Origin of the sequence: Streptomyces sp. NBC_01352 (assembly GCF_036237295.1) — a bacterium.
GTDB lineage: Bacteria > Actinomycetota > Actinomycetes > Streptomycetales > Streptomycetaceae > Streptomyces > Streptomyces plumbiresistens.
Genome location: NZ_CP108354.1, coordinates 3,078,421 through 3,094,873, shown reverse-complemented (window position 1 = coordinate 3,094,873; position 16,453 = coordinate 3,078,421). Strand labels below are relative to the sequence as shown.

Sequence of the window (16,453 nt, the reverse complement as noted above, 5' to 3'; positions counted from 1 at the left end):
CGGTGTCAGTTGCTCCCAACCTCTGTCGGATACCCCGACTTGGCGAACTGATGGCCGTACTGCACCGCCTCCTCGAAGGTGACCGACGTCAGCGGCTCCGTGCCGTACGGCGGTACCGCCGGACCGACGACGTACCGGTGCCGTGTGACGCGACCGTCCTCGTCGCGCAGTTGGAGGACCCCCGGCTCCGGGCAACTCCAGGTCAGGCGTGTGACGTACTCCCCGCCGAGGTTGGCCAGCGAGCTCCACCCCTCGCCGTTGGCGCGGAGCTCCACCTCGGACGACTCCATGACGCCGTGGTCGAAGGGGGCGCTGTCCCAGTGGCCGATGAGTGATTCGTCAAGGCCCGCCCGCGGGTCCGTGGCGTCCCGCTCGGCGAGCCGGCGCAGGAGGGCGGTGTCGGCCCCGCCGGCGTCGACGACACGCGGGCCGTGCATGAGGATGCCCAGCCCGTGTTCCTCGTCCCACGGGCAGGAGAGTTCGATGCCCACGTAGGGGATGCCGTCCCGGGAGACGGAGTGGACGTGGAGGGCGCTGACACGGACCGCGTCGGCCAGGTCGGACGCGGTCGCCAGGTCCTCCGGCTCCAGGGTGTGGACGGCGTGGGCGCTCAGGGCGGGCCGGGCCGCGGCGAGCAGGGCCGGCAGCCGGTCGACCGTCCATGCGGCCGACGCGATCTCGGCGTCGTCCGGCGGGTGCTCCTCCCGCCCCTCCGGCGCGTAATAGAGGGGGACGAGCGTTCCCGCGGTGGCGGCCCAGGTGTCCGGCGGCAGCGGCACGCGGGTCGTCCAGGCGAACTCGTCCCAGGAGAAATCGGCTCGGTTCATGGTCGCAGGAGGACATCACAGGGAGGCCGGGCATGACCAACCGGGCCCCATGTACTAGAGTTATCTCGACATCGAGATATCTGCCGAGGCGTGCCGCAGTCGCACATCGTCATCGGTCTGGCGGTAAGGCGTGCCTAACTTAGCCTTACCTTAGCGGATCGGCCAAGAGGGCGTGGCGGCAGGATGCGGTGGTAAGCGCACAGAAATGAAGGAGACTGTCGTGTCGGCGAACAGCTTCGACGCCCGCAGCACGCTGCAGGTGGGCGACGAGTCGTACGAGATCTTCCGGCTGGACAAGGTGGAGGGCTCGGCCCGCCTGCCGTACAGCCTCAAGGTCCTGCTCGAGAACCTGCTCCGCACGGAGGACGGCGCGAACATCACCGCCGACCACATCCGCGCCATCGGCGGCTGGGACTCGCAGGGCCAGCCCTCTCAGGAGATCCAGTTCACGCCGGCCCGCGTGATCATGCAGGACTTCACCGGTGTGCCCTGTGTCGTGGACCTGGCCACCATGCGTGAGGCCGTCAAGGAGCTCGGCGGCGACCCGGCGAAGGTCAACCCGCTCTCCCCGGCCGAGCTGGTCATCGACCACTCCGTCATCGCCGACAAGTTCGGCACCAACGAGGCCTTCGCGCAGAACGTCGAGCTGGAGTACGGCCGCAACCGCGAGCGCTACCAGTTCCTGCGCTGGGGCCAGACCGCCTTCGACGACTTCAAGGTCGTCCCGCCCGGCACCGGCATCGTCCACCAGGTGAACATCGAGCACCTGGCCCGTACCGTCATGGTCCGCAACGGCCAGGCGTACCCCGACACCCTCGTCGGCACCGACTCGCACACCACGATGGTCAACGGCCTCGGTGTGCTGGGCTGGGGCGTCGGCGGTATCGAGGCCGAGGCCGCGATGCTGGGCCAGCCGGTCTCGATGCTCATCCCGCGTGTCGTCGGCTTCAAGCTGACCGGTGAGCTCACGCCCGGCACCACCGCCACCGACCTGGTGCTGACCATCACCGAGATGCTGCGCAAGCACGGCGTCGTCGGCAAGTTCGTCGAGTTCTACGGCGAGGGCGTGTCCGCCACCTCGCTCGCGAACCGCGCCACCATCGGCAACATGTCGCCGGAGTTCGGCTCCACCGCCGCGATCTTCCCGATCGACGACGAGACCATCAAGTACCTGAAGCTCACCGGCCGCTCGGAGCAGCAGCTCGCGCTCGTCGAGGCGTACGCCAAGGAGCAGGGCCTCTGGCTGGACCCGAAGGCCGAGCCGGACTTCTCCGAGAAGCTGGAGCTCGACCTGTCGACGGTCGTCCCGTCGATCGCCGGCCCGAAGCGCCCGCAGGACCGCATCGTCCTCGCCAACGCGGCCGAGCAGTTCAAGACGGACGTCCGCAACTACGTCGACAGTGTCGACGAGGCGGGCCAGGAGTCCTTCCCGGCCTCGGACTCCCCGGCCATGGCGCCCAACGGCGCTCCGTCCAACCCGGTCACCGTGACCGCCCCCGACGGCTCGACGTACGAGATCGACCACGGTGCGGTGACGGTCGCGGCCATCACCTCCTGCACCAACACCTCCAACCCGTACGTCATGGTCGCCGCCGCGCTCGTCGCGAAGAAGGCCGTGGAGAAGGGCCTGACCCGCAAGCCGTGGGTCAAGACCACCCTCGCCCCGGGCTCCAAGGTCGTCACCGACTACTTCGACAAGGCCGGGCTCACCCCCTACCTCGACAAGGTCGGCTTCAACCTCGTCGGCTACGGCTGCACCACCTGCATCGGCAACTCCGGCCCGCTGCCGGAGGAGGTCTCCAAGGCCGTCAACGACCACGACCTCGCGGTCACCTCGGTCCTCTCCGGCAACCGGAACTTCGAGGGCCGGATCAACCCCGACGTCAAGATGAACTACCTGGCGTCCCCGCCGCTGGTCGTCGCGTACGCCCTCGCCGGCTCCATGAAGGTGGACATCACCAAGGACGCCCTGGGCATCGACCAGGACGGCAACCCGGTCTACCTGAAGGACATCTGGCCCTCCGAGGCCGAGGTCAACGACGTCGTGGCGAACGCCATCGGCGAGGACATGTTCAACAAGTCCTACTCCGACGTCTTCGCGGGCGACGCCCAGTGGCAGGCGCTGCCGATCCCGACCGGCAACACCTTCGAGTGGGACCCGCAGTCCACCTACGTCCGCAAGCCCCCGTACTTCGAGGGCATGACGATGGAGACCACCCCGGTCTCCGACATCACGGGCGCCCGTGTCCTCGCCAAGCTGGGCGACTCGGTCACCACCGACCACATCTCCCCGGCCGGTGCGATCAAGGCCGACACCCCGGCCGGCAAGTACCTCACCGAGCACGGTGTGGAGCGTCGTGACTTCAACAGCTACGGCTCGCGCCGAGGCAACCACGAGGTCATGATCCGCGGCACCTTCGCCAACATCCGCCTGCGCAACCAGATCGCGCCGGGCACCGAGGGCGGCTACACGCGCGACTTCACCCAGCCGGACGCGCCCGTGTCGTTCATCTACGACGCCTCGCGCAACTACATCGAGCAGGGCACCCCGCTGGCCATCCTGGCCGGCAAGGAGTACGGCTCCGGCTCGTCCCGCGACTGGGCCGCCAAGGGCACCGCGCTCCTCGGCGTCAAGGCCGTCATCGCCGAGTCGTACGAGCGCATCCACCGCTCGAACCTCATCGGCATGGGCGTCCTGCCGCTCCAGTTCCCGGAGGGCGCCTCGGCCGCCTCCCTCGGCCTGACCGGCGAGGAGACCTTCTCCTTCACCGGCGTCGAGGAGCTCAACAACGGCACCACGCCGCGCACGGTCAAGGTCACCACCGACACCGGTGTCGAGTTCGACGCGGTCGTCCGCATCGACACCCCCGGCGAGGCGGACTACTACCGCAACGGCGGCATCATGCAGTACGTGCTGCGCAGCCTGATTCGCCAGTAGGCCGTCCGGTACGGCAGTTGAGGGGCCGCATCCCTGGAAGGACACAGGGGCGCGGCCCCTTCGCGTCACACCGTCACACCCACCCGCGCTGCGCCGCCCGTGCCCCCAGCTGGAAACGGCTGGCCGCGCCCAGCCGCTCCTGCAGTTCGCTCACCCGTCGACGCAGCGTCCGCAGGCTCACCCCCAGGTGCCGGGCCACCGCCTCGTCCTTCATTCCGGCGGCGAGCAACCTCGTCAACGCCCGCTCGCCCTCGGTGAGTTCGCCGTCGGTGACCGGCTGACCGAGCGGCGTCGCCTGCTGCCAGGCCAGCTCGAAGAGCTTCTGCAGCGCTTCGGTCACCGCCGAGTGCCGTACCACCGCCGCGCAGTAGCCGCCGGCGGCGGAGGCGGTCAGCGGCAGCATCGCCGTGCGGCCGTCGACCACCAGCAGTTTGATCGGCACGGTGGGCAACACCCGGGCCTGCTCGCCGAGTTCGACCATCTTCCAGGCGTGGTAGAGCACGTCCGGGTCCTCCAGGGCGGTGGCCGCGTACACCGTGCGGTAGACGACGCCACGGCTCAGCAGATCCGCCTGGAGGTCCAACTGCGGGGTGCGCGGGGCGAGATACGGGGGCGTGTCGAAGACGCACACCTCGTGTTCGGCGCGCGCGTACAGCTCCTCCAGGCGCGCCGCGTTGGCGCCCTCGCCCGACACGACGTCGACCAGGCGCGACGGTTCCTCGCGCAGCAGCCCCGCCTCGTACGCCGTCGCCATCTCGTCGGCGGTGGCGGCGAGCAGCTCCGACTCGGTCTCGCGTCGCCGGATCAGGGCCCGGATCGCCACGCGCGGATCGACGGCCCGTAACCCGCCCGTGGAGTCGGGCGGCTGGAGCAGACCGAGCGTGAGCAGCCGCTCGCAGGCCTCGCGCACCCGGGCCGGGGACGCGCCGGTGAGCCGTGCCCAGCCGACCGCGCCCGCGTCGGGTTGATGGAGAACCGCCTGGTACAGCAGCTCGTCGAAGGCGGAGACCCCCACCGCGGCCCAGGGGCTCGCGGCAGGGGTCTGTCTGAGTGCCGGCTGTCTGATTGCCGAGTCGTATGCCGTGTTCACCATGGCTCGGCACGCTAGAGGATCTTTGTTAAGGCTGCCGCACCGCTTTTGGCGGCGCTCCTACTTCAGGCCATACGCCCGCAGGACGGTCTGATCGACCTGGTTTCCGGCACCGTCGGCGGCCTGCACGCGCAGCGACACGGACTCCGCGCCCTTCGGGTGCCTGATCTCGGCCTTGCCGTTCCGGACCTTCGCCTCCTTCCAGGACGTTCCGTCGTCGTACGAGACCCAGGCCTTGAGGGCCTTGGCCTTGACGCTCCCCACCTGATCCCGGACGGAGAGGCGCAGATCCAACTCCCGCTTGGCTTCAGCGCGGTTGAGGAGGTCGAGCCCGTCCAGGTCGTACTCGACGGAGAGCAGGGGCAACGCCGTCACCTCGTCGGTGTGTGCCGAGGCGAAGGACCATTCGGTGTGGGTGCTCGTCGAGTACGGCGTCCAGTCGGCCTTGCGCTGCGTGTCGAGCACGAAGCGGTACGAGGACTTCGCCGCCGGAACGTCGAAGACGCCGTACCCGCCGAGCGTCGAGTCGCCGACCAGCTGCCCGTCCGCGTAGAGCTTGCCCTGCGCGGTGTCGTTGACGTCTCTGACGTACCCGTAGTGACCGGGCGTCGAGTCGCTCAACTCCGGTACCTGGAGGGTGAGTTTGTCGCCGGTGCGCTCAGAGAGGCCGTACTCGCTGCTCGTGGCCGGGCGCACCACCTGGCGCAGCCAGTCCTCGCTCGGCTGGGTGCCCGCCTTGGCGTAGGTCCGCAAGGTGTTCCACTGGCCCCCGTACGACTCCCAGGACGGGTAGACGGTGTGCCAGACGCGGGTGTCCGGGCTGACGTTGAAGTACTCGGTGCGTTCCTGGCCGAGTTGCATGTAGTCGCTGGACTCGACCCCGAACAGCTGCCAGGGACGGAAGGTGTAGACGGTGTCGGCTCCCAACTCGCCTGCCCTGCCCGCGTAGTAACGGCTCGTCACCTTCGCCGTGGTGGAGCGGTCCAGGGTGTACGTCTGGTCCGGCGAGATCGCTCCGGACTGGGGGAGGGTCACGTTGTAGACGTACGGGCTGACCTCTGTGCCGCCCAGCTTGAGCGTGACCTTCTTGCCGCTCTTCAGCAGGGTGGTGAGCTTCTCGCCGTCCTCGCCGGTGGCGACCATCACCGGCATCGTCGCCCTGTCCACGGCCGTGAGCCAGTGGCCGGCCTTCTTGCGGTACGCGATCAGATAACTCGCGCCCGCCTCGGCCGCGTTGGCCATCGCCTCGTCCGGCCCCCACGTGTCGGCGGCGACCCCGACCACCACAGCCTTGCCCTTGACGTCGAGCCCCTCGAAATCGGTCGCCGTGCCGGCGCCCGCGTCCACCGCCTGCACCTTCCGGGCACCGGTGATCTTCACCGGGAAGTCGTTGTACGTGTTCGCGTAGTCGAGCGGCAGCGCGTACTTCTCGGGACTTGTGACGCTCGCCGTCAACTCCTTCGCGTACAGACGGAACTTGGAGTAGAACTCAAGGGATCCCTCGGTGACCTTCTCGGTCGGCGCCACATAGATGTGCTCGGTCCAGGGGCCCTGGCTGTACGTCAACCCCCAGGAGCTCCCGGGCCCTTCGCGGTGCCAGGAGGTACTGAAGCCCTGGTGCTCGGCGTCCTCCTTGGTCTTCGGCTTGATCTCCACCGCCTTGCGGGCGTCGAGCGTGACCTCGGTGTCCCCGTCGACCTTGATCTCGGGGTCGCCGACGACCGACGTGCCGACGGCCACGCCGCCCGCGTCCTTGTCGGGGATCCAGGTGGCGATGGAGTACGTACCGGCCGGGACCTCCCAGGTCCCGGTGGCGCCCAGGGAGCCGTAGGCGTTGGCGTAGGCGCCGTTCAGCTCCTGCAACGTGTAGAGCGACCCCCCGGTGGTCGGCTTGCCGTCGCGGCCCACCAGGGAGACCTTCAGGTCGTACTTCTTCGGCTGCTTCTCGAAGCCGACACCCGTCGTGACCAGGATGCCGTCGGCGGCCGCGGTGATGTGGCCCGCGTACCGACCCTGGGCCTGCTTCGCCGGGTCGACGCCGACCGGGACGGTGGCGCTGCCCTTCGCGGGCACGGTCACGGTGCCGGCCCCCAGGGTGACGTCGGTGAGGGAGGACGAGAGCTTCAACTCCACCGGCGCGTCAGTGGTGTTGGTGTACGTGATGTCCCTGCTGTCGACCTCCGTGTCGCCGTCCTCGTACTTGCCGAAGCTGAGTGTCGAGGTACCGAAGACGTTCTGCTTGACCGCCCGCACGGCGTCGACGCGGCCGTCGCCCTGCTCGAACACGGAGTTGTCGGCGTTCGTCTTCGCGGTACTGGCCAGGGCCTGCTTGATCTGCTCGCCCGTCCAGTCCGGATGGGCCTGCGCGACCAGCGCCGCCGCGCCCGCCACGTGCGGGGTCGCCATCGAGGTGCCGTTCGCCGCCGTGTAGTTGTCGTCGAGCGGCGTGCCCATGGAGGTACCGGAGGCGCGGGCCGCCGTGATGCCGACGCCGGGCGCGGTGATCTCCGGCTTGACCGCCAGGTCGCCGCGGCGCGGGCCACGGCTCGAGAACGAGGCGAGCTTGTCGGACTTGTCGACCGCGCCGACCGTGAGCGCCGAGTCGGCGATGCCCGGCGTACCGACGGTCTGCTCCCGCGGGCCCGAGTTGCCCGAGGCGATCACGAAGAGGGTGCCGGTCGACGCGGACAGCTCGTCCACCGTCTCGCTCATCGGGTCCGAGGGGCCGGAGGCCGTACCGCCGAGGGACATGGAGACGATGTCGGCGCCGGAGTCCGCCGCCCACTGCATGCCGGCGATGATCCACGACGTCTGGCCGGAGCCCGCGTTGTTGAGGACCTTGCCGACCATCAGCTCCGCGCCCGGCGCCACGCCCTTGAGCTTGCCGTCGGAGGCGGCACCTGAGCCGGCGATCGTGGACGCGACATGGGTGCCGTGACCGTGGCCGTCCTGTACCTCCTGATCGGGCACGAAGGTCTTCGATTCCCCGATCTTGCCCGCGAGGTCCGGGTGTCCGGCGTCCACGCCCGTGTCCAGGACGGCGACCTTGACGCCCTTGCCGTCGTAGCCGGCCTGCCAGACCTCGGGGGCGCCGATCTGCGGGACACTGACGTCGAGGGACGCCTTGACCTTGGCGTCCAGCCAGAGCTTGTCGAGGCCGCCGTCGAGCTGCCTGGCCGCCTTGGCCGTGGGATCGGCGGCCGTCTTCTCGGCGTCGGGGGCGATGTCCGCCCAGAACCGCTCGGCGGTGGACTTCTTCGCGGTGAGCGCGGCGCCGTGGATGCCGGGAAGGGACAGCGTCCTGCGCGCGCCCTCGGGGGTGGTGTTCCCCTGGCGGTAGGTGGCGATCAGCGGGATGGCGCCGGTCTTCGAGTCCGCGTACCCCTGCTTGACGAGCTGGGTGACGTTGAACAGGGCCGGGTCGAGGCGGCCCGCCTGGAGCAATGGGATCGCGTCGTTCGGTACGACGCTGACCTCGCCGTTCTCCTCGCTCGACAGGAACGTGGCGGACTCGCGGCCCTTGCCGCGCCGGACGTCGACGGCGGACTTGCCGCCTGCGGCGGTGGTGAGGGTGACCGTGTCGCCGGTGATGAGGGTGACGGTCTGCGTGCTCGTGGTGCCGGGCTTGGTGGCCGACTTGGTGACCTGGGACGCGGGATCGGCCACTGAGGGCGTGATGGCCCCCGTGAGCAGACCGCCCGCGGCTGCCACGGCCCAGAGGGCGTGGAGTCTTCGCATGTGTGGACTTCCTCCCCTGAACACTGAAATCGCTTCCGTCCTGGTAAGCGGAAGCCAGTGATCAGGGTGGGCGTTGTGGGGAATGCGGCTCAAGGGATTCCTGTGGCCGGGGCGTGCCAATGCCCCCTTCGGCCACGGCTGTTGACGGTCAGCCTGACCGCAATTGATCCGCAAGTAGGCGCTCTTGTAAGGAAGTTGGGCCGCACCTCCACACGGGGGTGCGGCCCCTTCGCGATCAGAGCCAGCCGCGTTGCGAGGCCCGCACCCCCAGCTGGAACCGGCTCGCCGCCCCCAGCCGCTCCTGCAGCTCACTCACCCGCCGCCGCAGGGTCCGCAGGCTCACCCCCAGATGGCGGGCCACCGCCTCGTCCTTCATCCCGGCCGCCAGCAGCCTGATCAACGTCTGTTCGCCCTCGGTGAGTTCACCGTCGCCGACCGGCTGGCCGAGCGGTGTCGCCTGCTGCCATGCCATCTCGAAAAGCTTCTGCAGGGCTTCGGTCACCGCCGAGTGCCACACCACGACGGCGCAGTAGCCGCCCGCCGCGGAGGAGGTCAGCGGGAGCATCGCCCGACGCCCGTCGACCACCAGCAGTTTGACCGGCACGGAGGGCAACACCCGGGCCTGCTCACCGAGTTCGACCATCTCCCAAGTGCGGGAGAGGACGTTCGGATCTTCCAGGGCGGGCGCCGCGTAGATCCCGCGGGAGACGATCCCGCGGCTGAGCAGATCGGCCTGGAGACCCAGCTGACGGACGGGCGGTGCGAGATACGGAGGTGTGTCGAAGAGGCACACCTCGTGCTCGGCGCGCGCGTACATCTCGTCCAGGCGGGCGGCGATGGCACCCTCGCCGGAAGCGACCTCGATCAGCCGGGACGGCTCCTCGCGCAGCAGCCCGGCCTCGTACGCGGTAGCCATCTCCTCGGCGGTGGCGGCGAGCAGTTCGGACACCGTCTCGCGCCGTCTGATCAGCCCGCGGACCGCCACTCTCGGGTCGATCGCGCGTAATCCCCCCATGGAGTCCGGCGGTTGGAGCAGCCCGACCGCGAGCAGCTGGTTGCAGGATTCGCGCACCTGGGCCGGGGAGGCGCCGGTCAGGAGCGCCCAGCCGGCCGCGCCGGCATCGGGCTGGTGGAGGATCGCCTGGTATACCAGCTCGTCGAAGGCGGAGACCCCCACCGCGGCCCAGGGGCTCGCGGCAGGGGTCTGGTCTGCCGTGTCGTATGCCGTGTTCACCATGGCTCGGAACGGTAGGCAATGTTTGTTAAGGCTGTTGGTACCGGCCTGGGATGCCGTCTACTTCAGGCCGTCTACTTCAGGCCGAACGCCCGCACCACGGTCTGGTCGACCGCGTTGCCGTCCCGGTCGGCGGCCCGAACGCGCAGCGACACGAACCCGGCGCCGTTCTTCGGGTGCTTGAGCTCCGCCTTGCCGTGCCGGACCTTCACCTCCTTCCAGGTCGTGCCGTCGTCGTAGGAGACCCACGCCTTCAGCTGACCGGTCGTGATGCTCTTGTGCTGGTCCCGGACGGAGAGTCCGAGCTCCGACCTCCCCTTGGACTCGACCCGGTTCAGGAGGTCCAGCCCGTCCACGTCGTAATCGACGGAGAGCAGCGGCAGCGCCGTCTGCTGTTCCGTGCGCGCCGAGGCGAAGGACCATTCGGTGTGGGTGCTCGTGGAGTACGTCGCCCAGTCGGCCGTACGCCGGGCGTCGAGCACGAAGCGGTACGCGGTCGTCGCCGCCGGGACGTCGAAGGTTCCTGAGCCGCGCACGGAGTCGCCGATCAGCTTCCCGTCCGCGTACAGCGCGCCCTTCGCGGTGTCCTGGGCATTGTCCACGTACCCGTAGTGACCGGGTGCGGCATCGCTCAACTCCGGTACTTTGAGGGTGAGTTTGTCGCCGGTGCGCTGGGAGACGCCGTACTGCTCACTGGACGCCGGGCGCACGACCTGGCGCAGCCAGTCCTCGTCGGGTACCCGGCCCGCCTTGTCGAAGGTCCGCAGGGTGTTCCACTGGGACAGGGGCGCATTCACGTCGGGGTAGACGGCGTGCCAGACACGGGTGTCGGGGGCGACGTTGTAGTACTCGGTGCGCTCCGTGCCGAGTGGCGTCTTGTAGCTGGCCTCGACGGCGGCGGACTGCGAGGGGCGGTACCGGTAGACGGCGTCCTTGCCGACCTGGCCGGCCTTGCCCCCGTGGTAACGGACCTTGTGCCGCACGGTGTTGGAGCTGTTCAGGGAGTACGTCTGGTTCTCCGCGATGGCGCCGGTCTGCGGGAACATCACGTTGTAGACGTACGGGCTGACCGCGGTGCCGTCCAGCTTCAGCGTGACCTTCTTCCCGCTCTCGAGCAGTGCCCCGAGTTTCGCGCCGTCCTCGCCGGTGGCGACCATCAGCGGGATCGTCGCGCTGTCCACCCAGGAGATCCAGTACCCGGGCGTCTCGCGGTACGCGATCACGTAACCGGCCCCGGCCTTGGTCGCGTTGGCCAGCGCCTCGTCCGCCGTCTTCCCGGCCGACAGCCGGACGACCGCCACCTTGCCCTTGACGTCGAGCCCTTCGAAGTCGGCCGCGCTGCCGCTGCCGGCGGCCACCGCCCGCACCTTCCGCTCGCCGCTGAACCCCGCCGGGAGGCCCTTCTGCGTCTGTGCGTAGTCGAGGGGAAGCGCGTACTTCTCGGGACTGGTGACGCTCGCCGTCAACTCCTTGGCGGCCAGCCGGAACTTGGAGACGAACTCGAACATGCCCTCCGTGACCTTCTCGGTCGGAGTGACGTAGACGCGGTCGGTCCACCAGTTCTGAAGGTACGTCACCCTGAGGGCGGAACCCGGACCTTCCCGGTGCCAGCTGGTGGTGAACCCCTGGAACTCGGAGTCCTCCCTGGTCTTCGGCTTGATCTCGACGGCCTTGCGGGCGTCGAGGACGACCTCGGTGTCCTGGTCGACCTTGATCTCGGGATCACCGACGACCGAGGTGGCGACCTCCAGTCCGCCCGCGTCCCGCTCCGAGATCCAGGCCGCCGTGGAGTACGTGCCGGCCGGCACGTTGAGGGTGTAGCCGCTGCCGATGTACCCGGTCGTTGCCGGGTACGCGCCGTTCAGCTCCTGCAACATGAAGATCGATGGCGAGGTGGACGGCTTGCCGCCGCGGTTCACCAGCGACACCTTCAGGCGGTAGGTCTTCGGCTGCTTCTCGAAGCCGACGGCCGTGGTGACCCGGACGCCGTCGGCGCTCGCGGTGATGTGGCCCGTGTACCGGCCCTCGGCCTGGTCGGCGGGGGCGACCGTGACCGCGACGGTGGTGGTGCCGTTCGCCGGGACGGTCACGAGGCCCGTGGCCGGGGTGGCCGCGGTGAGGGACGAGGAGAGCTTCAACTCCACTGCCTTGTCAGTGGTGTTGGTGTACGTGATGTCCTTGCTGTCGGTCTCGGTGTCGCTGTCCTTGTACGTGCCGAAGCTGAGCGCCGGGGTCGCGAAGACGCCCTGCTCGACGGCCTGTACGGCGTCCACCCGGCCGTCGCCCTGCTCGAACACGGTGGTGTCCGGGCTGGTCTTCGCGGTGCTGGCGAGGGCCTGTTTGATCTGCTGGCCCGTCCAGTCCGGATGCGCCTGGGCGACCAGCGCGGCGACGCCTGAGACATGCGGAGTCGCCATCGACGTGCCGTTCGACGACGTGTAGGTGTCGTCGACGGGCGTGCCCATGGTGGTACCTGCGGCACGGGCCGCGACGATGCCCACGCCCGGCGCGGTGATCTCCGGCTTGATCGCGGAGTCACCGAGGCGCGGGCCCCGGCTGGAGAAGGAGGCCAGCTTGTCGGACTTGTCGACCGCGCCCACCGTCAGCGCGGAGTCGGCGATGCCGGGCGTGCCGATGGTCCCCTCCGCCGGGCCGGTGTTGCCGGCGGCGACCACGAAGAGGGTGCCTGTGGACGCGGACAGCTCGTCCACGGTCTCGCTCAGCACGTCGGAGGCGCCCGACGCGGTACCGCCCAGCGACATCGAGACGATCTTCGCCCCCGAGTTCGCCGCCCACTGCATGCCCTCGAGGATCCAGGAGGTCTGGCCGCGACCGTCGTTGCCCAGCACCTTGCCGACCAGCAGCTCCGCACCGGGCGCCGCGCCCTTGAGCTTGCCGTCCGAGGCCGCGCCCGAGCCGACGATCGTGGACGCCACGTGGGTGCCGTGGCCGTGACCGTCCTGCACGGCCTGGTCAGGGACGAAGGTACGCGACTCGGTGATCCTGCCCGCGAGGTCCGGGTGCCCGGTGTCCACGCCGGTGTCCAGGACCGCGACCTTGACGCCCTTGCCGTCGTAGCCGGACTGCCACACCTCGGGGGCGCCGATCTGCGGAACGCTCACATCGAGGGACGCCTCCACCTTGGCGTCCAGCCAGATCTTCTCGATGCCCTCACCGAGCAGGCGTGCGGCCTTCGAGGTCGGTTCGGTGCCCAGCGCGGGGGCGATGTCCGCCCAGAACGCGGTGGACTTCTCGGCGCTCAGTGCGGCGCCGTCGATCCCGGGCAGCGCGAGCGTGCGACGCGCGCCGTCGGGGGTCGCGCTGCCCTTGGCGTAGGTCGCGATGACCGGGGTGGCCCCGGCCTGGGCGTCGGTGTAGCCCTGCTTCATCAGCTGGGTGATGTTGAACAGGGCGGGGTCGAGGCGGCCCGCCTGGATCAGCGGGAGCGCGTCGGAGGGCAAGACGCTGATCTCGCCGTCGCGTTCGCTGGACAGGAAGGTGACGGCCTCACGGCCCTTGCCACGCTGTACGTCCACGGCGTACTTGCCGTCCGGGCTGGTCGTGAGCGACACGGTGTCGCCGGTGACGAGGGTCACGGTCTGCTGGTTCGGGGCGCCGGCCGTGGCCGCACCCCGCACGTCCGGGGCCTCGGGCATGGTAACCGGCGATCCCGGACCGGCCGCCGCGGGTGCGATGCCACCCGTGAGCATTCCCGCCGCTGCCGCCACGGCCCAGAGGGCGTGGAGTCTTCGCATGTGTGGGCTTCCTCCCCTGCACGCTGAATGAGGCTTCCGGCCTGGTGAGCGGATGCCAGTGATCAGGGTGAGCGCCGTACGGAAAGCGACTCAAGGGATTCCTGTGGCCAAGGAGTGCCAATGCCCCCTTCGGCCAGGGGAATTGGCGCTTTCGTAGGTCTTCGTCAGGTCTTGTCGTCGCACTCCCGTCGTGCGCCCGCCGCGAGGGCGTGCGACGACGGCCCGGGCATCCCACCCGCCCTGCTGCCCGGAGTCTTCGAGCGCTTCACCCGCGCCGACACCTCCCCCTCCGCACGGACGCCCGAGCGGGAGGGGCGGGGCTGGGACTGGCCGTCGCGGCGGCGATCACGTCCGCGCACGGCGGCCGTATCGACGTGCACAGTGTCCCCGGGTGCACGGAGTTCACCGTCGACCTCCCGGCAGCGGACCAGCCGGCGGGGGTGCAGGACTCCCGGAGCAGGCCGACGTCGGTCTAGGCGATCCGGCCTCCATCCCCCGCACGTGACGCAGGCACTAGTCTGATGCCGCTGAACAGCCGTGCGACACAGGGGACTTGTGATGGGCGACCGGCATACGCCGCTGAGCACCGGGGAATCGGAGCCCGTCGGGTCCATAGGCGGCTACACGCTCGTCGACCGGCTCGGCAGCGGCGGCATGGGCGTCGTCCACCTCGCCCGCGCCGCCTCCGGACGCCAGGTCGCGGTCAAGGTCGTCCACGCGCAGTACGCGCAGGACGAGGAGTTCCGGGCCCGCTTCCGCCAGGAGGTCGCGGCGGCCCGCCGGGTGAGCGGGGCGTTCACCGCCCCGGTCGTGGACGCCGATCCCGACGCCGAACTCCCGTGGATGGCCACCCTGTACGTGCCGGGCCGCACGCTGGAGGACATCGTCGCCAAGGAAGGCGCCCTGGGCGGTGCCGAGTTGCGCACGCTGGCGCTGGGCCTGGTCGAGGCGCTGCGGGACATCCACCGGGCGGGCGTGGTGCACCGGGACCTGAAACCGAGCAACGTCCTGATGGCCGAGGACGGCCCGCGCGTCATCGACTTCGGCATCTCGCGCGCCGCCGACAACCAGGCCCTCACCGTGACCGGACGGCTGATCGGCACCCCGCCCTTCATGTCCCCGGAGCAGTTCGCCTCGCCCCGGGACGTCACCGCCGCCTCGGACGTGTTCTCGCTGGGTTCGCTGCTGGTGTACGCGGCCACGGGCAAACCGTCCTTTCGAGGGCGAGAGCCCGTACATGACGGGTTATCAGGTCGTCCACGAGCGACCCGCCCTGGACGGTGTGCACGAGCCGCTGCTGGGCATCGTCGAGCACTGTCTGGACAAGGACCCGGCCGCGCGGCCCCGACTGGACGACCTGCACCGGTTGTTCGTGACTCTCCCGGACACCGCGGCCGGCGCCTCGGTGGCGGCCGGTCCGCCGACCGTGCCGGGAGGCCGGCGGGCCGCGCGGCGGCACGGTGCCACGACGGCCGTGGCAGGTCCCGCCCGCCGTGGAAGCCGGACGCGTCGACTCGTGGTCCTGGCCGCGGCCCTCGCCGTGACCGTGGTCGGCGGGTCGGTGTACCACCTGGTGTCGAGCGTCGAGACCACCGAGGGCACGCCCGTCGCGCGTACGTCCGCGTCCCTGGGCCCAGCCCTCCCCACCGGGTGGCAGCCCTGGCAGGCGAGCCTCGTCCGGGCCGTGAAGGACGAGTCCCTGATCGTCAACGTGGACAGTGTGGATTCCGGCTGTGTGGCCGGGGGACCCTCGGTGTACTGCGCGGGGACCGGCTTCACGGTCGCCCGGATCGACGCCGCCTCGGGCCGCGTCGCGTGGCGCTTCGGCAGCAGCCCCCAGTCCTCCGACCGGCCCCTCGGCGTCCGGGACGGGATCGTGTACGGGGCCGACGTGCCGGACGTGACCGAGGTGCGGTCGACGCGGCGGCTGTTCGCCCTCGACGCCGACACCGGGAAACGGCTCTGGACCCGAGAGGTCGACGCGGGCCGTACCGTCGCCCTGTTCGACGGCGGCGTCCTGGCGATGTCGGACGGGGCAGCGGAGTTCGTCGCCGTCAACGGCCGCACGGGCAAGGACCTGTGGCGGACGCCGGCGACATCGTCGGCCGGCACCGCCTGCGACGCGCTGGTCCTTGGCGGCGTCCCCTACGGCGTGTGCGCCGACGCGGACGATCCCACCCAGGGCCCGACCGGCCTGCTGCGCCTCGAACCGGCCGACGGCACGCCCCATGAACTCGACGCCCTGCCGCTGGGCGCGGTGCCGCTCGGCGCCGTCGGCGGGCAGCCGCTGTTCGCGCTGCCGCAGCAGGCGGAGTGGGAGTCGGACGACGGGCGGGACGAGGCGTACAAGACCCTGCTGAGGGTGAACCCGAGCAGCGGTGCCGCCGTCCGGACCCCGCTGGCGGGAATCCCGCGCGGCACGGCCACCCTCGTCGGCGGTGCGGTGTACTTCGTCCGGCCCGACGGGACCGTCACCGCGAACAGGGTGACCGACGGCGCCCGGCTGTGGCAGCGGGGGACGCAACTCGAGAACCTGTCGGCGCCGGTGCTGTCGACGACGTACGACCACCTCTACTTCGCCAACCGCTACGGCCGCCTCCTCGCCCTCGACCGGAAGACCGGCGTCGTGCGGTGGACCACGGACAAGCTGGACGACCCGGGTACGTCGGCGCAGGACAGGATCCCGAGCGTGCTGCTCGTGAAGGACGCGATCGTGGCCGTGGCGGGCGACACGGCCTTCTCCGTACGCCCGGACCGCGCCGGCACCCCCTGACCTCCCTTGCGCCAGCCGTTTACAAGTGCGCCACTCGGCGCTAGCTTCCCCCACAGGTGGGGTGGGAGCGCTCCCACAGGGCAGACCGGAACCTGCCC

Annotated in this window: 6 protein-coding genes and 2 pseudogenes; 3 read left to right on the top strand and 5 right to left on the bottom strand. The window is 70.2% G+C overall.

Annotated elements, in window-relative coordinates; all coding sequences use genetic code 11:
• Positions 1 to 5 precede the first annotated feature (5 nt).
• Positions 6 to 827, bottom strand: coding sequence for a DUF6985 domain-containing protein (locus OG252_RS14530; protein WP_329336474.1), 822 nt, complete (start codon positions 825 to 827; stop codon positions 6 to 8).
• A gap of 220 nt (positions 828 to 1,047) precedes the next feature.
• Here OG252_RS14530 and acnA point away from each other — a divergent pair, with 220 nt between their 5' ends.
• Positions 1,048 to 3,765 carry an aconitate hydratase AcnA gene (gene acnA, locus OG252_RS14525; RefSeq protein ID WP_329336472.1) on the top strand — a complete coding sequence of 906 codons (2,718 nt, stop codon included), beginning with the start codon at positions 1,048 to 1,050 and terminating at the stop codon, positions 3,763 to 3,765.
• Between the two features lie 73 nt (positions 3,766 to 3,838).
• On the opposite strand, the gene OG252_RS14520 is transcribed toward acnA, so the two are convergent.
• The 4 genes from OG252_RS14520 to OG252_RS14505 form a co-directional block, all read right to left on the bottom strand.
• Entirely contained in the window at positions 3,839 to 4,858 is a 1,020-nt protein-coding gene (locus tag OG252_RS14520) for a response regulator transcription factor (RefSeq protein WP_329336470.1), read from the bottom strand.
• 57 nt (positions 4,859 to 4,915) lie between these two features.
• Positions 4,916 to 8,593, bottom strand: coding sequence for a S8 family peptidase (locus OG252_RS14515; RefSeq protein ID WP_329336468.1), 3,678 nt, complete (start codon positions 8,591 to 8,593; stop codon positions 4,916 to 4,918).
• A 235-nt stretch (positions 8,594 to 8,828) separates the two neighbouring features.
• Positions 8,829 to 9,830, bottom strand: coding sequence for a response regulator transcription factor (locus OG252_RS14510; protein WP_329336466.1), 1,002 nt, complete (start codon positions 9,828 to 9,830; stop codon positions 8,829 to 8,831).
• A 71-nt stretch (positions 9,831 to 9,901) separates the two neighbouring features.
• Positions 9,902 to 13,483, bottom strand: a complete 3,582-nt coding sequence (locus tag OG252_RS14505; protein WP_329336464.1) for a S8 family peptidase — start codon at positions 13,481 to 13,483, stop codon at positions 9,902 to 9,904.
• Positions 13,484 to 13,786: 303 nt separating this feature from the next.
• On the opposite strand from OG252_RS14505, the pseudogene OG252_RS14500 reads away from it, so the two are divergent.
• Positions 13,787 to 14,058, top strand: a pseudogene (locus OG252_RS14500) (ATP-binding protein); the annotation flags it as partial.
• 82 nt (positions 14,059 to 14,140) lie between these two features.
• Positions 14,141 to 16,355 (top strand): annotated as a pseudogene (locus tag OG252_RS14490) (protein kinase domain-containing protein).
• Positions 16,356 to 16,453: the final 98 nt, after the last annotated feature.